General features: G+C 68.6%; 18 protein-coding genes and 1 pseudogene. 5 read left to right on the top strand and 14 right to left on the bottom strand.

Annotation, left to right across the window (positions count from 1 at the left end):
- Nucleotides 1-19 precede the first annotated feature (19 nt).
- The 8 genes from KIP79_RS31395 to KIP79_RS31360 all read right to left on the bottom strand — a co-directional run bounded on the left by KIP79_RS31395 (nt 20) and on the right by KIP79_RS31360 (nt 8287).
- Complete coding sequence (locus KIP79_RS31395; RefSeq protein ID WP_214108571.1) at nt 20-499, bottom strand: L,D-transpeptidase; 480 nt, start codon at nt 497-499, stop codon at nt 20-22.
- Between the two features lie 717 nt (nt 500-1216).
- A complete protein-coding gene (locus tag KIP79_RS31390; protein ID WP_214108570.1) occupies nt 1217-1894 on the bottom strand; it encodes a hypothetical protein in 678 nt (225 codons plus the stop codon).
- A gap of 137 nt (nt 1895-2031) precedes the next feature.
- A complete protein-coding gene (locus tag KIP79_RS31385) occupies nt 2032-3054 on the bottom strand; it encodes a hypothetical protein (protein ID WP_214108569.1) in 1023 nt (340 codons plus the stop codon).
- Between the two features lie 55 nt (nt 3055-3109).
- Nucleotides 3110-3898: a class F sortase gene (locus KIP79_RS31380; protein WP_214108568.1), complete on the bottom strand. Its 789-nt coding sequence runs from the start codon at nt 3896-3898 to the stop codon at nt 3110-3112.
- Between the two features lie 7 nt (nt 3899-3905).
- Nucleotides 3906-4766 (bottom strand): hypothetical protein, encoded by an 861-nt coding sequence (locus KIP79_RS31375; RefSeq protein WP_214108567.1) that lies wholly within the window; start codon nt 4764-4766, stop codon nt 3906-3908.
- A gap of 172 nt (nt 4767-4938) precedes the next feature.
- Nucleotides 4939-5850, bottom strand: coding sequence for a hypothetical protein (locus KIP79_RS31370; RefSeq protein WP_214108566.1), 912 nt, complete (start codon nt 5848-5850; stop codon nt 4939-4941).
- 117 nt (nt 5851-5967) lie between these two features.
- Nucleotides 5968-6819 (bottom strand): class F sortase, encoded by an 852-nt coding sequence (locus KIP79_RS31365; RefSeq protein ID WP_250214129.1) that lies wholly within the window; start codon nt 6817-6819, stop codon nt 5968-5970.
- A 151-nt stretch (nt 6820-6970) separates the two neighbouring features.
- Nucleotides 6971-8287, bottom strand: a complete 1317-nt coding sequence (locus KIP79_RS31360) for a hypothetical protein (protein ID WP_214108565.1) — start codon at nt 8285-8287, stop codon at nt 6971-6973.
- Nucleotides 8288-8607: 320 nt separating this feature from the next.
- Here KIP79_RS31360 and KIP79_RS31355 point away from each other — a divergent pair, with 320 nt between their 5' ends.
- From KIP79_RS31355 to KIP79_RS31340, 4 genes and pseudogenes are all read left to right on the top strand, one after another.
- Entirely contained in the window at nt 8608-9753 is a 1146-nt protein-coding gene (locus KIP79_RS31355; RefSeq protein ID WP_214108564.1) for an acyl-CoA dehydrogenase family protein, read from the top strand.
- A 202-nt stretch (nt 9754-9955) separates the two neighbouring features.
- A pseudogene (locus KIP79_RS31350) lies at nt 9956-11214 on the top strand (RNA-guided endonuclease InsQ/TnpB family protein).
- Entirely contained in the window at nt 11196-11360 is a 165-nt protein-coding gene (locus tag KIP79_RS31345) for a hypothetical protein (RefSeq protein WP_214108562.1), read from the top strand. Before KIP79_RS31350 ends, KIP79_RS31345 begins: the two are co-directional and overlap by 19 nt.
- A gap of 85 nt (nt 11361-11445) precedes the next feature.
- Nucleotides 11446-11724, top strand: a complete 279-nt coding sequence (locus KIP79_RS31340; protein ID WP_214108561.1) for a hypothetical protein — start codon at nt 11446-11448, stop codon at nt 11722-11724.
- Here the strand turns inward: KIP79_RS31340 and KIP79_RS31335 are convergent.
- The 5 genes from KIP79_RS31335 to pdxH form a co-directional block, all read right to left on the bottom strand.
- Nucleotides 11684-12439 carry an alpha/beta fold hydrolase gene (locus KIP79_RS31335; protein WP_214108560.1) on the bottom strand — a complete coding sequence of 252 codons (756 nt, stop codon included), beginning with the start codon at nt 12437-12439 and terminating at the stop codon, nt 11684-11686. The two genes, KIP79_RS31340 and KIP79_RS31335, sit on opposite strands and share 41 nt — an antisense overlap.
- Nucleotides 12440-12481: 42 nt before the next feature.
- Nucleotides 12482-14710: an ATP-binding SpoIIE family protein phosphatase gene (locus KIP79_RS31330; RefSeq protein WP_214108559.1), complete on the bottom strand. Its 2229-nt coding sequence runs from the start codon at nt 14708-14710 to the stop codon at nt 12482-12484.
- A gap of 99 nt (nt 14711-14809) precedes the next feature.
- A complete protein-coding gene (locus KIP79_RS31325; protein WP_214108558.1) occupies nt 14810-15529 on the bottom strand; it encodes an iron-dependent transcriptional repressor DtxR in 720 nt (239 codons plus the stop codon).
- Nucleotides 15530-15671: 142 nt separating this feature from the next.
- On the bottom strand, nt 15672-16910 hold the full coding sequence (locus tag KIP79_RS31320; protein WP_308169984.1) for an MFS transporter: 1239 nt from the start codon (nt 16908-16910) through the stop codon (nt 15672-15674).
- A 35-nt stretch (nt 16911-16945) separates the two neighbouring features.
- The gene (gene pdxH, locus KIP79_RS31315) at nt 16946-17584 is read right to left on the bottom strand and encodes a pyridoxamine 5'-phosphate oxidase (protein ID WP_214108557.1); all 639 of its coding nucleotides are present in this window, start codon (nt 17582-17584) and stop codon (nt 16946-16948) included.
- 173 nt (nt 17585-17757) lie between these two features.
- On the opposite strand from pdxH, the gene KIP79_RS31310 reads away from it, so the two are divergent.
- Nucleotides 17758-18864 (top strand): citrate synthase 2, encoded by a 1107-nt coding sequence (locus KIP79_RS31310; RefSeq protein ID WP_214108556.1) that lies wholly within the window; start codon nt 17758-17760, stop codon nt 18862-18864.
- A gap of 55 nt (nt 18865-18919) precedes the next feature.
- Here the strand turns inward: KIP79_RS31310 and KIP79_RS31305 are convergent, their stop codons facing one another.
- Complete coding sequence (locus tag KIP79_RS31305) at nt 18920-21535, bottom strand: type 1 periplasmic-binding domain-containing protein (protein WP_214108555.1); 2616 nt, start codon at nt 21533-21535, stop codon at nt 18920-18922.
- Nucleotides 21536-21619: the final 84 nt, after the last annotated feature.

The following is a 21619-nucleotide window of genomic DNA, read 5'->3' as shown; positions in this document are numbered from 1 at the left end:
CTCCCGACATTCCGGTAGGTCAGCGGGTGATCAGCACATTCGTGCCGAGCGGCAGCCGCATCAGCACCCGCTGCGCCGCCGCCGGCACCCGGACACACCCGTTGCTGACGCTCTTCCCGAACACGCTGGCGTCGTTCCAGCCGTGGAAGGCGATCGTGCCGGGACCGCCGTCGAAGGTCTTCAGGACCTCCGAGTGCGTGCCGAGCGGCATCATCCGGGGACCGTACGCCGCGTTCGGCGGGGTCATGTTGCCCATGATGAAGGTGCGCCCGGTCGGCGTGGGCGTGCGCGGCGCGCCGACGGCCACCGCCCAGGTGCCGATCCTGTGGTGACCCTTGAACACCGAGAGCGCGTGCCTGGAGCGCGACACGATCACGTGGAACGGATTGTGCTCGACCTTCACCCCACCGGCCGCCGTGTAAAGCCAGCCAGTCGAATGGTTCGGACGGCTGGGCAACAATACGCGCGTCCAGCCGGGCTGAGTTTCCACGACGGGCACCCACGTCGGATTCTTTACCTGATGTTTCGGCAATACCGCGATAGGCCGCCCACCCGGTCGCATATATACGACTTGCGCCCGATTTGGATGGACCATATCGCCTCCCGGCAGCTTGAACGGGTGGCTGTCCGGAGCCGCCCGCCGCAAGCCGTGAAATGTCGAAATTCGCGGCAATTGCCGGAATACGTGACCCGACACCCGGGACGGGCGAACCACTCGCGACTCCGACCGCTCCGATCGGGAGTAACGCTCCGTCCGCCCATGCGGACCGGAGACCTCCGACCGGGATTCCGACCGGGAGTACGAACGCTTCTCCGACCGCTTCTGCGACCGGGAGTACGACCGGGGTGCCGGCCGCGACTCGTAACGATCGTCGTCACCGGCCTGGAATCGCGGCTCTGACCTGGGCGCGGACTCCGCCTGGGCAACCGCGCCCAACCCTTGGGACAGGCCCCCGAGACCCACGGCGAACACGGCCGTGAGCACACCCATACCGATCCCGAAACCTACTCGCATGACCACCTCCACGAGAACACCCGGAATTTCCGGCTCGAAGGCACTATGACATGCGAACAGCCGACTCAATGCCCGACGACACGTCCCTGGCGTTTCACGGCGAGGCGCGAACATAGAGTGGCTTTTACCATTTGCCGAAGCGACAAGCATTCCGATTCATCGATGTCGTGAAGTAGTCTCCGAATCGGTAGGAAAAACCACTTACCACCGCACGAAACACAGGATCGAACAGGGATTCTTACTATTCCTTTGCGATCCTTGCATATAGGGAAGGAAAGTCGTATGAAGGTTCTGTTCTCTTCGACCGCCAAGACGGCTCTGGCGGCCGGCTTCGTGCTCATCCCGGCGATGGCGGCCCTGGTCGCCACCTCCTCGGCGGCTCACGCGGCGCCGGCTCAGCCCGCTCCGGCCGCCGAGCCGGCCCCGTGGGGCGACGAGAATGAGAATGAGCAGGAGCAGTTCGAGAAGCAGAAGGAGTGGCAGGCCCAGGCTCAGGCGGAGGAGCAGCAGCAGGAGCAGGCCAACAAGATCCGTATCCACAACCACAACCACAACACGTCCAAGTCCGACGCCGACGCCGACGCGAACTCCATCGTCCGCATCAACGAGCGCCGTCCCTTCCACCACTTCCACCACGCTGAGCGTCACGAGCACGAGGGCCGCCACCACCACGAGGGCCGCCACCACCACCATGGCTGGCACCACCACCATGGCCACCACCACCACCACGGCCATCACCACCACCAGGGCCACCACCACCACCACGGCCACCACCACCACCACGGCCACCACCACCACGTTGGGCACGTGCACCACTTCGGTCACGTCCACCACACCGGGCACGTCCGGCACTTCGGCCGTCACCACCACCGGTTCCACCGTCTGCACGTGACCGGCTGACGCAACGATGTGACGGGTTGATGACGTGAAAGCGCCTCAGCCCTAGCAAAAGGAACAGGCGGATCTCTCCGCACGGGAGATCCGCCTGTTCGCTGCTTTTACGGGATCTGGAATCCTCAGCCCTCGTCGGGCTTCTCCTCCTCGTCCTCCTCAGCCTTCTCCGGCCCCGCCTCCTCGGCCTTGGCCGGTTCGGCCTCCTCCCGCCGGGCGGGCAGCAGATCCGCCGCCTCGAAGATCTGGAACCCCCAGGCGTCCACAACCGGCCCGTCCAGCGCGTTCCCCAGCGCCAGCGCCACCCTTCCGGGTTCGAGCACGTAGTCGTCCCCCACCAGCCCGCCGTCCTCGATCGCCCGCACCGCGATCCTGACCACCTCGGTCGCGTACGGCATGAGCCCCGCGACCACGGCGGGGAAACGCGGCACGTAGCTGGCGGTCACCTGGATGTCGGCACCGGTGAACACGAGCGTCTGCCCGGTGTCCTTCTCGACCAGACCCGCGGCCTCGACCAGACCCGCGGCGTCCGTCACCTCGGCGGACTCCTCCGCCGCACCGGTCTCCTCGCTTTCGGGCGCGTCCTCGGCGGCCGATTCGGTGTCGTCCGAAGCCTCGGCTTCTGTCTCGGCCTCGGCCGCCGGCGCGGGCTCCTCCGCCTCCGCCTCTGGCTCCGACTCTGGCTCTGACTCCGGCTCCGGAAGCCGCAGCAGCCCGCGGAGCAAACCGGCCAGTTCCTCCTTGTCCGGCATCTCCGGCAGGTACACCGCCGCCAGCCGCGCCGCGTCCTCGGCGGGATCGTCCGCCGACCCCTCACAGAGCGCCCACCCGCCGAACCGGTACGCGATCCCGGCCGCCAGGTACTTGTCGTAGTAGTCCATCGGCAACGGCCGCTCGGCCACCACCCGGTACGCCCAGAGCCGCTCCTCGTCCTGGATGCTCAGCTTCTTGAGCAGATCGGCGGTGAGCTCCAGCGGCGCGTGGATCCGGGTGCCCGCGGCGAGCAGCTCGGCCCCGTCGGGAGCGGCCCCCGGATCGGCCAGCTGCACGGCCTCCAACAGCACGTCCGGCTTCAGCTTCACCGGTAGCAGGACCGTGGGGCCAGTCCGCAGCCGCCCCGGCAACAGAAGATTGGATAGCAGGCCCACGTGTGCTCCTCCTCTTGTTGAGCAGCACGATAGCCCTAATTGACAGTCTTTGTGATCAGGAGTTGGCCAGCCGGGTGCCGGTCATCGTCGCGTACACGATGACGTTGTCCACGTAGTGCCCCGTGGACCGGTTGTACGTGCCGCCACAGGTGATCAGGCGCAGCTCGGCGGCGTCGGCGTTGCCGTACACGCGCTGGGTGGGGAAGGTGGTCTTGTCGGCCTGCTCGATGCCGCCCACCGTGAAGACGGCGATCGTGCCGTCCTGGCGGATGACCTCCACCGTGTCGCCGTACCTGAGCTCGTGCAGACGGCTGAAGACGGCGCTGCGGGTCTGGGTGTCCTTGTGGCCGAGCATCACGGCGGGGCCGGCCTGCCCGGCGGTCGGGCCGCCGCGGTACCAGCCGACCAGGTTGGGGTTGCTGATCGGCGGGGTCTGGATCGCGCCCTGCTTGTCCAGCCCGACCGAGCTGATCGGCGCGTTGATGCCCAGCCGGGAGATGATCAGCCGCTTCGGCGTGGCGGGCTGCATGGGCGGGGCCGGGGGCAGGCTCACCACCGGGGGCGGCGCGGTCGGGTCGGCCTGGGTGAGCGGCTGACCGGGGCCGCCGGGGCCGACGCTCGGCACCATGCCCGCCTGCGCCTTGAGCGTGGTGCGCGTCGGCGCGGTGTACTCCTCCGGGGCGCTCATCCAGAACAGCAGCCCGGCCCCCACCGTGAGCACCCCGGCGACGGCCGCCACGATCAGCACCACGCGGATCAGCTGCGTGCCACTCCGCCGAGGCTGCTCCTCGTACCCGGGCTGCGGGTAGTAGCCCGGGTACTGGCCCGCCGGCGGCATGCTCATGGCGGCCCTAGTCGCGTACGGCGCCGCGACGGGAGCGCAACACCAGCCCGCCGAAGATGGCGGCCAGGATGAGCGCGGTGCCGGTCATGATGAGCACCCGTGCGTCGGGGCCGAGTTCGCCGCCGCCACCGGTGGCCACACCGCCGCCCGGCGTGTTGGTCACCTGCGAGCCATCGTCGGCGGTGACCGTGGCGGTGACGGTCCTGGTCGGCCTGGGCGTGCTCGCGGTGGGCGTCGGAGTGGGTGTGGGCGTCGGGGTCGTGCTGGCCGACGCGGAGGTGACCGTGACGGTCGCGGCGGCGGCGGTGGCGGTGGTGTCGATCACGCAGGTGTAGACGTGTGTGGGCTGGCCGGTCGCGGGGCCGATGCGAAGCGTGAAGTTGTTGGTCTTGACGGTGAAGATGCCCGTCGCGGTGGGGCTGGCGGTGGCCATGATGGTGGCCAGCGGCATCGCACTGCCGGAGGTCACGGCGACCGCAGGGGCAGTCACGGTAGCGGTGACGGTCGCGGTCTGCGCCGTGCCGGTCATCACCAGAACGCCCTCGTAGATGATCCGGTCGCTGGTGGTGATTTCGACCGGTGCGGTGAGCTGCGGGGTGCCCTGGGCGTGCACCCAGGTCAGGGCGATCTTCTGGATCCCTGTTCCGGTGACCGCCGTGCCGGTTAACGTCGCGTTGAGGGTCGGACTCTGCTCGGTCCCGCCCCCCACGCTGGCGGTGCAGTCGTAGGAAACCGTGGTGGTGTCGGCGGAGGCCGAGCCGAGCAGGGGGATCGCGCCGAAGACAAGTCCTGCGCTGATCACGCCGACGGCGGTCCTGATGGCGACACGACGTCGTGCCTTGAACTTCAGCACTGACTTCTCTCCCATTTCAGATACTCTGCCCGTTTTACGGTTGGCCCAGCATGCCAGCCCTTGGTCACAGTTCGGTACAGATCCTATGGACTAAGCACGCAGAGTGCGCGTGGATCCCATGCATCCGTCACCGATTACCCACACAGCTTCAACCTAACAGTCAAGTCCGAAATCTGTCTCATCAGGCTCACCAGTCACGATTGACCCGATCGCGGAGCAACAGGCCACCGCAGGTGGCGGTGGCGATGAGCAGGATTCCGACCAGCATGATCGTCCGGCCGTCCGGTCCGATATCCCCGCCTCCGCCGGTCTGCGCGCCGCCCACCGGGGTCAGCTTCACCTGCGACGTCTGGGTGGTGGTGGTCGTGCTGGTCTCGGAGATCGTGGCCGTGGCGGTGACGGTCTCGGTCTCCGCAACGGTTTCGGTGGCGGTCACCGTCGAGGTGGCGGTCGTGGTCGCGGTCGTGGTCTCGTCCGTTTCGGATGGAGATGCGGTCTCTGAGGAGACCACAAGGGCCAAGGTAGCGGCCGAGGCGACATTGACCGGATTGCAGGTGTACAAGGTGGATACGTCCCCACCGGCCGTTGGGGAGAACTTCAACATAAAGTTGCCCGCGACGACATTCACCGTGCCGACGGCAGTGGGAGTGAACGTGAAGACCATGTCGGGAATGGGCGACATGATGGCCTCGGTGGGCACGGCAGTCCCCGCCGTGATCGTCCCGGCAGGCGCGTGCGCCACCGGGTTGGTGCCGATCGGCGTGCCCGAGATCGTGGCCTGGCCCTCGGCGATGACCAGATCGCTGACGGCGATGGATGCCGGAACGGTCAGCAGCGATTCCGTGACCGGCTCGTCGGTCGCGGGGCTCGCCGGGACCAGACGCCAGGTGACAGCTACCGGTCCGTTCGGGGTCGGGGTGTCGGGACCCTCCAAGATCACCGATACCGGATATGTCGGGCCGTCCGCTGGACAGGCGTACTGAACTCTGGTGGTCTTCTCCGCAGCCAGCGCGGGAAGAGCGATCAGGCCGCACAGGGCGGCCAGTCCGGCGACGGCGGCTCTGACGGCGATCCGGCCTCGTCCACTGATCGTCGTCACGTCCGCTCCTCTAGGTCCCAACCAGATAGCGCACTAGCTTTTCAAGAAATGTCTGGAGATTTCCGAGTGAAACCTGAGAATCAGGTTAACTTTCGGGCCTGACGAGACTCGGTGGGGCTACGCGTTCTTGGTGGCGCTGAGGGTCGCGTACACGATGATGTTGTCCGTGTAGTGGCCCGTCTTGCGGTTGTACACACCGCCGCAGGTGATCAGGCGGAGCCCGGCAGTATCCAGACTGCCGTATACCCGTTTGGTCGGGAAGGTGTTCTTGCTGACCTGTTCGACCCCGTCCACGGTGAACTCGGCCACCGAACCGTCGGTCCGTACGACCTGGATCTTGTTACCGCGCCGGACCTCGCGCAACCGGCTGAACACGGCGGGCCCCCGGCGGGTGGTCACATGCCCGAGGATCACGGCCGGGCCGGGCTGGCCGGGCACCGGGCCCAGCTTGTACCACCCGGCCACCTTCGGCTGGCTCAGCGGCGGGACCTGCACCTCTCCCGAGCGCAACACGCCCACCTGACGGAGCGGCGCGCTCACCCCCAGCTGGGGAATGACGAGCTTCGCCGGCACCACGGCCCCGGTGCTCACGATCGGATCCACCGGCACCACCGCCGGAATCGGCGGCGGCGCCGTCGGAGCCGCCGCCGTCAACGGCACGTCCGGCCCGCCCGGCCCCACCGTGGGCGGCAACGCCCCCGGCTCCACCTGCGCCATCGGCGTCGTGTACGGCCCCGACGGCCCCTCGATCACCGGATCCTCCGGCGACAGGATCGCCAGCAACCCCGCCATAATCAGCGCAATCCCACCAAACGACCCCCCGATCAGGATCGCCGGCAACGCCTTGTTCAGCTTCCGCCGCCGCAACTCCTGCGCCATCCGCCGCTGCACATCCGCGTCATCCGGCGCTCCCGTCACCGGCATCCCCGGCACAGCGAGCGCCCCCGACACAGCCGGTATCCCCGGCATAGCAGATGTCCCTGCCGAAGGTGTCCCCGGCAAAGGCGCCCCTGGCAAAGGCGTCCCTGCCGAAGCAGGCATCCCTGGCGAAGCGGGTGTCTCCGGCCCAGCCGGTACGGCACCAGACTCCAGCTCGTCCATCCCGACCGAACCCCCGGCCTTACCCGTCCGACTCCGACGTCGCCTGAACCGCCGCCTGCCGCCTACGCCAGACCAAGCCTGCCCCTACGCTCCCCAGCAGCAGAACCACCCCAAACCACACATAGACCCGCCCAGAGGGCCCACCAACCACCATCTCCCCGGTCTGCGCCCCACCCACAGGCGTCACAACCACCTGCGGCGAAGAACTGGTGCTAGAGGACGGCGTCACCGTGGCCGTAACCGTCGTGGTCGGCCTCGGCGTCGGCGACACGGTGGTGTGGTTGGTCGGGGTCGAGCTGGCCGACGGGGTCGAGGCCTTCACTACTTTCACGGTCGCGACGTCGACGTTGGCGGGAGGCGTGCAGGTGGTGTCGAAATACGCGGGCGGCTCGCCCGAATCGTCGCTGATCACGTTGAAGCTATCGAGCACGGCCCACTGGTTGTCGCCCAGTTTGGATGTGATCCTCGCTTCGTACTTCCCGTAGGGCAGGCCCGTCTTGGACCAGAGCACCTCGTGGCCATATCGGGCACCCGCCTCAACAGGAGGCGCGTTGACCTCGTCAGACTTCTTCGACGGGTCAATCCTCTTCAGCGAATCCTGGACACCTACGATTTCGGCGTCCACCGGGCCCAGCTGCGCATGGCGCTCACCGATGTACTCGATACCCGTGCCCTCGAACTCGATCGTCGCCGTCGCCGTCTTGTCCTGGGTCTCGTGCGCGTCGTTCCGGAAAGGACGCTTGGTGCCGACCCAGTCCTTGAGGTCCGTTCCACGGCCCGCATCGTAGGTCCACTTACCTGTGTAAGTGATCGGACCGTCCTGGCTCGGCGGCGTTGTCGTGTCGGCGACGAGATCCTTAGTGTCGTTGACCTCGCCAAGAGACTTCGGCGAGAACTGCACCGAGATCGTGATCGGCTTGACCCTGATCTCGCCTTCGCGGCCTGTCACGTGAGAGCCGGAGGTGAGTGTCGGTAGCTTGATGGGCGTGGCTGGGAACAGGTCGGTCTCGGTCGTGAGTGTGCCCGTTGATACGAGCTCGCCGACACCATCCCAGTAGCCCGTCATGTGAACGCCAGCCGAGACCTTGAGCTTCGAGCCTTTAACGTAGGTCCCCGGCGAGATGAACGGGGAGTCGCCAAGCGTCCACCCGACCTGAAACGCCTGCCCCAGGGTAACGGTCTTCGGGATGGAGATCTTGACGTTCAGCGGCTTCTCCCCCGTACCCACCAGCGACCCGGGTTTGGTGCTCGAGCAGGTGTAGGTGTAGTTCCAGGTTTCGGTGTCCACCGCCTGTGCCGACGGACCTAAGAACAACGAGCCGCCGAGGATGCCCAAGGCAGAAGCGATAGTCGTTTGCCGGAGTACTGATCGCCGCCTGAACACCGCACGCTCCGAGGGTCGAAGATCGGCCCAAAACGGACCACTCAAACATGAATCAGGCGAGATCTTATGGGCAATGGTGCCGTCCCAGCAGCCTCTTACGCATCATTGGGCAGAGTGTCGCCCAGTTGTAACCCTAGGGACGTTTGGTCACTCGTGGGACGTCCTCAACGGGTACGTACTCCCCCAGACCGGTGTACCGACGCGTAACCGAATCGTATTCTGGTTCACGGCAAGAGTCCCGAACCCGTAAACCGACCCGGAAGGCGTACCCGATGCGGCGTGACCTCTTCGACGAAGAGCATGAGCTCTTCCGCGAGACCGTACGCGAGTTCCTGGCCCGCGAGGTGGCCCCCCACCACGAGCAATGGGAACGGGACGGCATCGTCCCCCGCGAGGTCTGGAAATCAGCGGGCGAACTCGGCATGTTCGGCTTCGGCGTCCCCGAGGAGTACGGCGGCGCCGGAATCACCGACTTCCGCTACAACGCCGTGATCCTCGAAGAGATCATGAGAATCGGCGCCACCGGCCTCGGCTTCTCCCTCCACAACGACGTGATGGCCCCGTACTTCACGGACATGACCAACGAGGAGCAGAAGCAGCGCTGGCTCCCCGGCTTCGCCTCCGGCGAGCTGATCACCGCCATCGCGATGACCGAACCCGGCGCCGGCAGCGACCTCCAGGGCATCCGCACCACCGCCGTACGCGACGGCGACCACTACATCCTGAACGGCCAGAAGACCTTCATCACCAACGGCATCAACTCCGACCTGGTGGTCACCGTCACCAAGACCGACCCGTCGGCGGGCGCCCGCGGCACCACCCTCTTCGTGGTCGAACGCGGCATGGAGGGCTTCTCCCGGGGCCGGAACCTGGACAAGGTCGGCATGCACGCCCAGGACACCGCCGAACTCTTCTTCGAGAACGTCCGCGTCCCGGCCGCCAACCGCCTCGGCGAGGAGGACGGCCAGGGCTTCTTCCAGCTGATGAAGAACCTCCCCCAGGAGCGCCTGAGCATCGCGGTCGGCGGGGTGGCCGCCGCGGAGACCGTGCTCGCCGCCACCATCGAGTACTGCAAGAGCCGCAAGGCGTTCGGCCAGAACATCGGTTCCTTCCAGAACACCCGCTTCGTCCTGGCCGAACTCCAGACCGAGATGGACATCGCCCGCCTGTACGTGGACCGCTGCATCCTGGCCCTGAACGTCGGCGAGTTCACCGCCGTGGACGCCGCCAAGGCCAAGTGGTGGACCACCGAACTCCAGACCCGCCTGATCGACCGCTGCGTCCAGCTACACGGCGGCTACGGCTACATGACCGAGTATCCGGTCGCCAGGGCCTGGCTGGACAGCCGGGTGCAGACCATCTACGGCGGCACCACCGAGATCATGAAGGAGATCATCGGCCGCTCGTTCGGCTTCTGACGCGGGTCCCCCACAAGGTTCCTCTGCGAAGCCCGGCATGCTCCAATCAATCCGCTCATCAGACGCCTCCGAGGAGCCCCCCCCCAGACAGGGGGAATCGGACCCTGCCGAGCAGGGCAGGGGCAGGCGGTTCGCCGTCAGGCCGCCCGCCGTTTACCACAACAGGCCACTTCTTAACTGATCGCCTAGTAATGTGTGAGACGTGGCGCAGATCGTGAAGCGGGCCTACAAGTACCGCTTCCACCCGACCCCCGAGCAAGCTTCCGAGCTTGCCCGGACCTTCGGGTGCGTGCGCCTGGTTTACAACAAGGCCCTGGAAGAACGCACCCGCGCCTACACCCAGGACGGCCGCAAGATCTCCTACGTGCAGTCCTCTGGGCGGCTGACGGAATGGAAGCGCACCGAGGAGCTGGCGTTCCTCAACGAGGTTTCCTCGGTTCCGCTTCAGCAGGCACTGCGCCACCTTCAGGCGGCGTTCGCGAACTTCTTCGCCAAACATGCCAGGTATCCAGTGTTCAAGTCGCGGAAGAAGTCGCGGCTGTCGGCCGAGTACACCCGCTCGGCCTTCCGCTGGCGGGACGGCGCGCTCACCCTGGCCAAGATGGACGCGCCGCTGGACATCGTGTGGTCGCGTCCGCTGCCGGAGGGCGCGCGTCCGTCCACGGTCACCGTGTCCAGGGACGCGGCGGGACGATGGTTCATCTCGATCCTGGTGGAGGAGAGGATCCGCCCGCTTGACCCCGCAGAGGCCATGGTCGGAGTGGACGCGGGAATCACCGCCCTGGTGACGCTGTCCACCGGGGAGAAGATCACCAACCCCAGGCATGAGCGGGCCAACCGCACGAGGCTGGCCAAGGCGCAGCGGGCGCTGGCCCGCACGACCAAAGGGTCCGCCAACCGGGCCAGGGCACGGCTGAAGGTCGCCCGCATCTACGCTCGGATCACCGACCGTCGCCGTGACTTCCTGCACAAACTGTCCACCCGGCTCGTTCGCGAGAACCAAGTGATCGCCGTGGAAGACCTGACCGTCCGCAACATGGTCCGCAACCGCAAACTCGCCCGCGCCATCTCCGACGCCTCCTGGCGGGAACTCCGGTCGATGCTGGAGTACAAAGCGCAGTGGTATGGGCGGGAACTGGTGACGGTGGACCGCTGGTTCCCCTCGAGCAAGCTGTGCTCGGCGTGCGGGACCCTGCAAGAAGCCATGCCGCTGAACGTCCGGGAATGGGAATGCGCCTGCGGCGCATCCCATGACCGGGACGTCAACGCGGCCAGGAACATCCTCGCCGCCGGGCTGGCGGAGAGGTAAAACGCCTGCGGAGCAGGTATAAGACCTCAACGAGAGTCCTCTCGGGCGGGCGACCGGCGATGAAACAGGAACCCCTGCGGGTGACCGTGGGGACTCCTCTCCCTTCAGGGAGGGAGGATGTCAAAATGGGCGCATGGACTGGAGCGGACTGATTCTCCTGGTTTTCTTGGCGTTCCTGTTCGCCTGGCTGCTCAACCGCATCCGCCGCTTCTTTCGGCTGAGCAACATCGCGTACGCTGGTGTGATGATCGTCTTCATCATCGCCATGCTCCTGATCTGGGGCCAGAACCTCCGATGAAGCCGATCCTGGATCCGGAGCTCTCACCGACCGACCGGGCCCTAATGACCGCGCACCCGGAATTCCCCGACGCCCCCCCGTCGCGATGCTCGACCACAAGCAGCGCAACAACTTCCCCAGCGGCACCCGGGGCCGGGACGTGGCCTCCCAGCCGATCAGGAACGGCTGGATGATCGTCCGCGAGATGCACATGCCCAAGAGCGACGCGGGCCGCAAGGCCAACCTCGAACTGGCCGCCGCCATCGCGGTCGACACAGGCGCCGACCGCCCGGGCATCCTCTGGATCACCATCCCGGAGACCCATCGGCGCCTCTGGCCGGACCTCAACCGCCTAGCCGGATCGGTTCGCGCGCTCCATCCATGATCACCTGAGCCACCAGCTCGGGATCGTCGCTCATCGGCAGATGCCCGCACCCCCGCAGCAACACCACCCGCTGCTGGGCCCACCGCCCCGCCCTGACCGCCTGCCACCGGGGCAGCAAACGATCATGGGCGCCCCACGCCACCGTGATCGGCACCTTCGGCGGGGCCGGGGGCGCCATCCAGGCGAACGAGTCCAGCGTGCCGTCGAACCCGGCGGACCGCCGCAGCGCCTCGACGGCCGCCACGTACGCCTCCTCCGGCAGCCGCTCCGGGTGCGCGAGCAGCAGTCTCGCCCCGAGCATCCGGGCCACCCAGAACGGAGCCCGGCGCAACGCGCGCAACGCCGTACGGGCGTAGAGCAGTTCGGACCGGGACCAGAACCCGGCCGGGGAGAACGCGGTCGCCGTCCGCACCACGCCCCGGGAGGCCATGTCCAGCGCGAGGTACCCGCCCAGCGAGTTCCCCGCCACGTGCGGCTCCGCGATGCCCAGCCGCCCCCAGAACTGCTCCACCGCGCCGGCCAGCGTCTCCGCGTTGTACGGCAGCCCGGCGGGCAACGGCGGCGAAGCCCCGAACCCGGACAGATCCACCGCGATCACATCGTGCCGCTGCGCCAGCAGGTCAAGAACGGGGTCCCAGGCCGCCAAGTGGTGCCCGATCCCGTGCAGCAGCACCAGCGGCGTCCCGGACCCCCTGCGCTCGTAAACCAGCTCCATGCCTTCGAGTCAAGCACCCGAACAGCGGGGGAACCAGCTTCCTCACCGGCCGCCGATCGGGATCTCGAACCAGACCGCCTTGCCCTCCGGGGTGGGCCGCGAGCCCCATCGGCGGGCCAGCTGGTCGACCAGGTAGAGCCCGCGGCCGCCCTCGTCGTTCTCCCCGGCGCTGCGGATCCGCGGCAGCCGCAGGTCCTGGTCGAAGACCTCCACCCAGATGGCGTCCCTGCCGCGTCGCAGCCGGAGCGTGAACTCCTTGTCGACGGCGGCGATCTCCTCCTCCAGGCCCGGCACGTCCCACGCCTCGTCGAAGGGCAGCGGCGGCCCCTCCAGGGTGAGCTCGCGGCGCGGCGCGCTGACCGTGGCCGCGTGCAGCACCACGTTGGTGACCACCTCGGAGACCAGCAGGCAGGCCAGGTCGGCCCGCTCGTCAGGCACGTTCCAGCTGGCGAAGGCCTCCATGGCCATCCGCCTGGCCTCGCCGACCATGATCGGCTGGGCCGGGAAGGCGCGGCTCTCGAACTCCAGCTCGTTGGCGGCCGAGCGGACCACCAGGATGGCCATGTCGTCGTCGATCTCGCCCGGCACCGCGATGGTGGCGGCGTCGGCGATGCGCTCCACCGACTCACCGGCGATCTTGGTGACCTTGTCGCAGAGGATCTGGAGGGTCTCGTCCTCCGACAGCCCGGGCTCGTCGGTGCCGCGCGTGGGGCGCCGGTCGACCAGGCCGTCGGTGTAGAGCAGCAGGGTGGCGCCCGGCGGCAGGGTCCGGGTCTCCTCCTTGTAGACCAGGTCGGCGTGCATGCCGGAGACGCGGGCGCCGAGCGGCTGGCCCACGTAGGTGATGTCCAGCTCGGTGACGACACCGTCCACGATCAGCAGCGGCGGGGAGTGGCCGGCGTTGGCGAACGACAGCTGCCGGGACCAGGCGTCGTAGACCAGGTACTGGCAGGTCACCATCGGCGGGTTGGTGACGTCGGCGCCGAAGTCGTCGTGCTCGGGGGCGGCCACGATCCTGGTCCACTCGTCCAGCCGGGCCAGGATGTCGGCGGGCGGCTTGTCGTCCTGGGCGAAGGCGCGCAGCGCGGCCCGCAGCTGGCCCATCACGGCGGCGGCCTTGGCCCCCCGGCCCTCCACGTCGCCGATGACGATGCCGACCCGGCCGGCCGAGAGCGGGATCACGTCGTACCAGTCGCCGCCGACCTGGGTCTGGATGCCCTGGCCGTGGCTGGCCAGCGGGGCGGCGGGGTAGTACCGGACGGCGATCTCCAGCCCGTCCAGCGAGGGCAGCTCGCGCGGGAGCAGGTGCTTCTGGAAGGACTCGGCGGTGTGCCGCTCCTCCTCGAACAGCAGCGCGTTGTCCACGGCGAGCGCCACCCGGGTGGCGATGGCGCCGACGAAGTCGCGGTCGAAGGCGTCGTAGTGCGGCGAGCGGCGGTCGGTGAGGTTGGACAGGGCCAGATACATCAGGCCGAGGGTCTCGCCGCGGGCGCAGAGCGGCGCCACGATGGCGGAGGTCATCCCGATCTCGCCGCACACCCGGGCCGCGCCCTCGCTCGGCGACGGGTAGCTGACCTGGGAGAAGTCCTCGACCAGGATGGTCTCCTGGCGGCGCAGCGCGGCGTCGCCGTAGTGGCCGGCCGGGTACCTGATCTCCGCGCCCACCGGCTTCCAGCTGTCCGGCGGCGGGGTCCAGCCGCCCACGTGGGTGGACACCTTGCGGATCAGCCGGTCGCCCTCCATCAGCTCGATGAAGCAGTGGTCGGCGAACTGCGGGACCAGCATCTCGGCAACCCGGTTGAGCGTCTCCTCCACGTACAGCGAGCCGGCCAGCCGCTCGCCGATGCGCTCCAGCAGGCCGAACCGGTCCTTCTCCCGCTCGTTGCTCTTCATCGCCTCGCGGGCGGTGATCACGATGCCGGTGACCGAGCCGGACGGGTGGCGCATCGGCACCGCCTGGGCCCGGACGTAGATCATCGTGCCGTCCATCCGGAGCACGTCGAAGGTGCCCTCCCAGACGTTGCCCCTGAGCACGTGCTTGGCCAGGTCGACGGCGAGCGGATGATCCTTCTCCATGATGCCCAGGGAGAACACGTCGTCCTTGTCGCCGGCCAGCCCTGGCCGGCCGAAGAGCCGTTCGGCGAACGGGTTCCAGTACAGGACGTTGCTGAAGCGATCAGTGACGACGACGGCCATCTCCGCATGGTCGAGAACTGACCCTGCGGAGAGATGGTCGGCGGCGTCCTGTGACAGATCCCCCCAACGTTTCATCCAGCGACCGCCCCTCGGGGGATATGGACCACGGGTGCTCCAGAGTAAACAGAGCGGGTGGGCTCATGGGAGAGGAGGGGGTCCCTGAGTCGGCTGGGATCAGCGCCGGGAGACGAAAACATGCGCGGCGACGTCGCGCGGTAGCTCCGCGAGAGTGTTGTCCGCTTCGTCGTCACCTGTCACCCGCACACCGTCGTCGCTCGCCGCGAGCGTGACCTCGCGTCCGGGTTGTATCCCAACTTGCTTGAGTTTAAGCATCACAGCGGCGTCGCTTTGCACTTGTTCGCTAATTCGGCGCACCACAACGGGTATATCCCGGGGTCCAGCCAGCTCCGCCATGGGCGAGACCGCCTCATATTCCGCCAAACCGGACCCTTGCCCGGCCGCCGCCTCGTCGCTGAGCTCCTCCAGGCCCGGGATGGGGTTCCCGTGCGGGCACACTTTGGGGTTGTTCAGCAGCGTGACCAGCCGGGTCTCCACCGAGTCCGACATCACGTGCTCCCAGCGGCAGGCCTCGATGTGCACCTCCTCCCAGGGCATCCCGATCACCTGGATGAGCAGGCACTCGGCCAGGCGGTGCTTGCGCATCACCCGGATGGCCAGGGTGCGGCCCAGATCGGTCATGGTGAGATGGCGGTCCCCCTCCACCTTGACCAGACCGTCGCGCTCCATCCGCGCGACCGTCTGGCTGACCGTGGGGCCGCTCTGCTGAAGGCGTTCGGCGATGCGCGCGCGCAGCGGGACGATGCCTTCTTCTTCCAGCTCGTAGATCGTCCGGAGGTACATCTCCGTCGTGTCGATCAGGCCGTGTGCGGTCAACGTCTTTCCTCCCGGTCTGTCTCGATGCTACGACCCGTCCAGCGGCTTCTGCCCGTCCCGGCGGCATCATCCGGCGCAGGATTGCTAACATGCGCGCGACCTGAATCCTTCCATGTCCGGGGAGCGTTGCGGACGGCCGATCTCAGGAGCGCACCCGGTAGCGCCGGAACGACGGCACCGCCAGGCCCACGACCACCACCGTCACCGCGCAGACCAGACCTCCGCCGACCCAGGCCGGCACCAGCCCGAACATCGAGGCGGTGCTGCCCGCGCGCAGGTCGCCCAGGCGCGGCCCGCCGGCCACCACGACGAAGAAGACGCCCTGCAACCGGCCGCGCATCGAGTCGCGGGCGTAGGTCTGGAGGATGGTCTGCCGCCAGACCGCCGAGACCAGGTCGGCGAACCCGCCGAAGGCCAGCAGTAACACGATCAGCCACAGCGACTCGGCCAGCCCGGCCCCGGCGACGGTGATCCCCCAGACCGCGATCACCAGGGTGAGCGCGACACCCTGCCTTCGTACCCGGCCGACCCAGCCGGAGAAGACCCCGCCGACCACCGCGCCCAGCGGGATGGCCGCCGCCAGCCAGCCGTAGGCGATCTCCGAGCCGTCGAAGCGCACCGCGGTCAGCTCCGGGTAGAGCGCCCGGGGCAGCGCGAAGGCCATCGCGATGATGTCCACCAGGAAGGACATCAGCACCACCGGGGTGCGCATGATGTAGCGCAGGCCGTCGGCCACCGCGCGGGGGCCCGGGGCGGTCACCTCGCCCTGCGGCTCCAGCGGGGGCAGCCGGAAGGCGGCGTAGAGCGCGGCGGTGAACAGCACGGCGTCGATCAGGTACGCGGTGCCGTACCCGCCGCCGGCCAGGATGACGCCGCCGAGCAGCGGGCCGAGCACCGAGGAGAAGCTGCTGAACAGGAAGTTGAGGGTGTTGGCCGAGGGCACCAGCTCGACCGGGACGAGCCGGGGCACGATCGCGTTCCTGGTCGGCGAGGAGACCGCGAACCCCATGGACTGCACGGCCACCGCCACCATGATCACCCAAATGCTCTTCAGGGTGACCGCGTTGACCAGCAGGGTGAGCGTGGCCGACCAGCTGATCACCGAGCTGGCCAGGAGCAGCCTGCGCCGGTCCATGGCGTCGGCGATGGCGCCGCCCCACAGGCCGAAGACCACCAGCGGGACCAGCGCCACCGGGCCGAGCAGGCCGACCCAGAAGGAGGAGCCGGTGAGCGCGTACACCTCGGCGCTGACCGCGACCGCGGTGAGCTGGAAGCCGATGAAGCCCACCGCCTGCCCGGCCAGCAGCCGGCGGTAGTCGAGGATCTGAACCGGACGGGTGTCCACCATGTGCCGGCGAAACAACTCACTTACTCTGCCCACGCCCAGCACCCTCCCATGTACCTAGATTCAGGTACTCAGGGGGCCAGACGTTCGATCACCCAGCGGTCGCCGGAGCGGCGGTAGCGGAAGCGGTCGTGCATGCGGTTGTCCCGGCCCTGCCAGAACTCCAGCTCGTTCGGCACCACCCGGAAGCCGCCCCAGTGGTCAGGCACCGGCGGATCCTCCGGCCAGCGCTCGGCCAGTTCGGCGTAGCGCGCGTCCAGTTCCTCTCTGGACCTGACCACCGCCGACTGCCGCGAGGCCCAGGCCGCGATGCGGGAGCCGTACGGCCGGGAGTGGAAGTAGGCCGTGGACTCCTCCCGGGAGACGCGGACGGCATGGCCCTCCACCCGGACCTGGCGGCGCAGCGGATGCCACGGGAAGACCAGGCAGGCGCGCGGGTTCTCGGCCAGGTCGCGGCCCTTGCGCGACTCGTAGTTGGTGAAGAACGTGAAACCTTGCTCGTCGAATCCTTTCAGCAGAACTGTCCGCGCCGAGGGTCTACCCCCGGCCGAGCAGGTGGCCAGGATCATGGCATTGGGTTCCGGCAGCCCGGCGTCGACCGCGTCGGCGAACCAGACGGTGAACTGGGCCACCGGGTCGTCGGCCACGGCGAGCAGGGGCTCACCCCGGTAGTCGCGCCGGAACCCGGCGAGATGCGAAGAGCGGTCCACGGAAAGGTATTCTCCCGTGCTTGGCAGAGATCCGACGCAGCACCCCCTACCTGGGGTGATGGTGTTCTGGAGGGACCGGGGGGCGACCACAGCCGCCACGAGAGGTTAAATTGACCCGCCGGTATCTCGACATCAAGGCTTTTTGACTTCACAAGAGAGGGAGGCGGCCGAGAGTGTCCGACTTCAAACCCGGTCTCGAGGGCGTGGTAGCTTTCGAGACCGAGATCGCGGAACCGGACAAAGAAGGGGGCGCCCTGCGATACCGGGGCGTCGACATCGAGGAGTTGGTCGGCCGCGTCACCTACGGCAACGTGTGGGGACTGCTGGTCGACAACGAGTTTCTGCCGGGACTCCCGCCGGCAGAGCCTTACCCCGTACCTGTCCATTCCGGTGACATCCGGGTAGACGTGCAGAGCGCGCTGGCCATGCTGGCGCCCGCGTACGGCTTCCGGCCCCTGCTCGACATCGACGACGCCCAGGCCCGCGACGATCTCGCACGCGCCTCGGTGACCGCGCTGTCGTTCGTCGCGCAGTCCGCCCGTGGTCTGGGCCTTCCGATGGTTCCCCAGAAGCGGGTGGACGAGGCGTCCAGCATCGTGGAGCGTTTCATGACCCGCTGGCGGGGCGAGCCGGATCCCCGGCACGTCAAGGCCATCGACGCGTACTGGGTCTCGGCCGCCGAGCACGGCATGAACGCCTCCACGTTCACCGCCCGGGTGATCGCCTCCACCGGCGCGGACGTCTCCGCCGCGCTGTCCGGCGCGGTCGGCGCGATGTCCGGGCCGCTGCACGGCGGGGCTCCCGCCCGGGTGCTGCACATGATCGAAGGTGTCGAGCAGCTCGGCGACGCCCGCAAGTACGTGCAGAGCGAACTGGACAAGGGCCAGCGCCTGATGGGCTTCGGCCACCGGGTCTACCGGGCCGAGGACCCGCGGGCCCGGGTGCTCCGCCGTACCGCCAAGGAACTGGGCGCCCCCCGGTACGAGGTGGCGGCGGCGCTGGAGACGGCCGCGCTTGAGGAGTTGCACGCGCGCAAGCCGGATCGGGTGCTCGCCACCAACGTGGAGTACTGGGCGGCGGTCATCCTGGACTTCGCCGAGGTGCCGGCGCACATGTTCACCGCGATGTTCACCTGCGCCCGTACGGCCGGCTGGGCCGCCCACATCCTGGAGCAGAAGCGCACGGGCAGGCTCGTCCGCCCCAGCGCGACCTACGTGGGTCCCCCGCAGCGCTCGGTCACCGACGTGCCCGGCGCCGCCGACGTTCTCGGCAACGACTGATACTTCTCTCTGACGTGATGCGCCCGCGGTGGTCCCGACCGCGGGCGTCATTGCGTCACCGGCCGGGCGTCTCCTTGTCGAGGGAGCAGCCGACCGCCAGCTCCGCCGTGCCCGGCGCCTTCTCGTCCACGGTGCACCTGCCGCGCAACAGCGGCACCTTCTCGCCCCGCTCGCTGGAGAACAGCCAGAGCTCCCGGGGCAGCGCGGTGTGGAACTTGGCGTCGGTGGAGAAGAAGAAACTCCCGGTCGCCCCCTGGACCTGCCCGTCCACCCCGAGCCCGCGCAGGTTGTAGGCCACGCTCTGGGCGACGTTCACCGAGTCGTCCACGGTGGTGGCCTTGATCTGGTCGATGGCGCTGGTGACCGCGAGCAGCGCGTCGTACCCCATGCGGGCGTGCACCCGGGAGACCTCCGGGCCGCGCTGCCGGACGACCTGCCCGATCCACGCCTCGATCTCCCGCTGGGAGTCGTTGACGGCGCCGCTGCCGGACTGCTCGGCGCGGGCGTCGTTGAGCGCGATGAAGGAGATCTCCGGGTTGTTGACCGCCGAGCCGTCGGCCAGGATCTGCGCCACCCGGCCGGTCACCTCGTCCCCGGCCAGCACCCGCACACCGTCCGCGCACTGGTGCTCCCTGGTGTCCATCAGGTTGTCCAGGTAGCCGGCGCGGCCGGTGTAGAAGAGGACCTGGGCGCCGTCCTGGCAGGCCTGGTCCACGATGGCGGACAGCGAGTCCTGGTCCTGGAACTCGTACCTGCGGGCCGCGGCGTACGGCGGGGCCACGCCGTCGCGCGGGGCGGTCAGGCCGTTGGCCAGGTCCTGGCTGTACAGCTCGCGCTTGGCCGCGTCCAGCTCCACCAGCACGGCCACCCGCTCCGCCGGCACCGGCTTGCCGCCGGGCAGGCCCTTGCTCAGCCAGAACTCGGCCGCCTTGGCCTGGGCGGAGTTGGGGGCGGCCATCCGGAAGAAGGACGGGGAGGGGGATCTGCCGTTCAGCAGCGGGGTGGTGTCGGCGGTGTTGGTGGTGCTCAGCATCGGCATGTGCGCGTCGCTGAGCAGGCGGATGGCCTGCTGGGTCTCGGTACGGCTCCAGGCGAAGCCGATCGCCGCGGCCACGTTGGGGTCCCCGGCCGCCCGATCCTTGATCATCTGGGCGGCGTACGCGGCGCTGACGAAGTTCTGCCCGGCGTTGGCGAACTCGACCCGGATCTGCCAGGTGCGCAGCCGGTTGTAGGCCAGCTGCCGGGCCGCGATACCGGCCAGTTCCCCGGCCGAGCCGCTGATCTGTTCGTCCCGGTGCCCCTTGGAGGTCAGCGGGCCCAGGTAGAAGACGGTGATGACCCGCTGGTTGCCGGTCACCGCGCGGTTCTGCTCCTCGATCCGCTCCAGGATGGGGACCAGCAGCGGGTCGGGGTTGATCTCCCTGAGATCGTCGCTGAGGCCCACGCACTGGGCGTTCTCCTCGCGCAGCCCGCCACCGCAGCCGATCCAGGTCTGACCGACCACCGCCACCGGGCCGAACGCCAGCACGGCGACCGCCGCCCAGTAGCCGAACGCGCGTAACGGGCTGGGCCGGAAGGCTCCTATCCCGGTCGTCTCGGCGTCGTCCACCGTCACCGGGACGTACAGCTCGGGAACCTTGAGCTCCTGCGCGGCCCGCCACTCGGCGACGGCCTCGGGGAGCTGGTCCAGAGTGCGGACCGGCGGGACCGGCCGCACCACCAGTGGCATCTCCGGGCCACCCACGATGACCAGCATGGGCGGGTAGCTGCCGGTCTCCGCGATCACCTGGCGGAGCACCTCGAGGAAGCGGGTCCCGGACGGGAGCACCAGCAGGCAGTACCAGCCCCGGCCCCAGCTCGGCCAGGGGATCAGCCACTTCTGGTACGCCTGCCGGAGGTCCTGCACCATCGCGTACACCAGCAGCTTGTCCAGCTCGGCGACGGGGGCGTTGGACAGGCGCAGGGCGTACTTGTAGCGGCTCTCGAAGCGCCTGCGGCGCAGGCCCACGTACTGGTGGCGGCGGAACCAGCCGGAGAAGAAGGTGCCCCGGATGGAGAGCGTGGCCTGGACGGCGGTGCCGGCCCCCGCGATCACCAGACCGGCCACCCAGGGGATGAGCGAGAGCAGGTCCACCACGTCCCACCCGGCCAGCAGCGCCACCACCATGCCCACCGGCACCCAGGTGGTGGCCGCCCGGACCACGAAGTCCGCGGCGGTACGGCGGACGCGTTGCTCGCCGTACCGCTGCCAGCGCCATTTGCGGTACCGGGCCCGGAACTCCTCCTGGCCCAGGCGGGACTCGGGGGCGGGCGGCCAGGCGGCGGTCCAGTTCTCCGGGGTCTTCTCACGCTGCTCGCGGGCCCAGAGCACGAACTGCGCCAGCGGGAACCTCGGGGCGGGCAGGAACGAGCCGCTCACCGAGGCGCCAAGGTTGCCGTTCTCCCCCGCCAGCGCGTCCACCACCGCGACCACGTCCCGGACGTCCTCCGGCGCCGCGTACGGCAGGCCGCCCTTGAACGGCGCGGCCAGCGCCCGAGCGGCCTCGCCGGCCTCCCGCTCCTCCCCGACCAGGTGCAGGATCGGCAACGGCGGATCGCCACGCCAGAACGACGGCCGCCGCAACAGCCCTTGGACCACCTCATGGAGCCGCCGCTGATCAGCCGCGATCATCCGCACCCTTTCGCCTCGTTGCCCCCATTCTGCGCCACCCCAACGATCAACGCCCCCACAATCCCCACCCCGCCCATTTTTTCT

The sequence above is a fragment of the Acrocarpospora catenulata genome (assembly GCF_018476525.1).
In the GTDB taxonomy this organism is placed as follows: domain Bacteria; phylum Actinomycetota; class Actinomycetes; order Streptosporangiales; family Streptosporangiaceae; genus Acrocarpospora; species Acrocarpospora catenulata.
The sequence above is the reverse complement of the archived record's forward strand: the minus strand, read 5'-3'. Positions and strand labels throughout refer to the sequence as shown.

Bases quoted from the DNA above. Each gene is read 5' to 3' on its own strand.
- KIP79_RS31355 (WP_214108564.1), top strand. From the start codon at position 8,608: ATGCGGCGTGACCTCTTCGACGAAGAGCATGAGCTCTTCCGCGAGACC.
- KIP79_RS31345 (WP_214108562.1), top strand. From the start codon at position 11,196: ATGGACTGGAGCGGACTGATTCTCCTGGTTTTCTTGGCGTTCCTGTTC.
- KIP79_RS31340 (WP_214108561.1), top strand. From the start codon at position 11,446: ATGCTCGACCACAAGCAGCGCAACAACTTCCCCAGCGGCACCCGGGGC.
- KIP79_RS31335 (WP_214108560.1), bottom strand. From the start codon at position 12,439: ATGGAGCTGGTTTACGAGCGCAGGGGGTCCGGGACGCCGCTGGTGCTG.
- KIP79_RS31380 (WP_214108568.1), bottom strand. From the start codon at position 3,898: ATGAGCATGCCGCCGGCGGGCCAGTACCCGGGCTACTACCCGCAGCCC.
- KIP79_RS31330 (WP_214108559.1), bottom strand. From the start codon at position 14,710: ATGAAACGTTGGGGGGATCTGTCACAGGACGCCGCCGACCATCTCTCC.
- KIP79_RS31375 (WP_214108567.1), bottom strand. From the start codon at position 4,766: ATGGGAGAGAAGTCAGTGCTGAAGTTCAAGGCACGACGTCGTGTCGCC.
- KIP79_RS31365 (WP_250214129.1), bottom strand. From the start codon at position 6,819: ATGCCGGGGATACCGGCTGTGTCGGGGGCGCTCGCTGTGCCGGGGATG.
- KIP79_RS31305 (WP_214108555.1), bottom strand. From the start codon at position 21,535: ATGATCGCGGCTGATCAGCGGCGGCTCCATGAGGTGGTCCAAGGGCTG.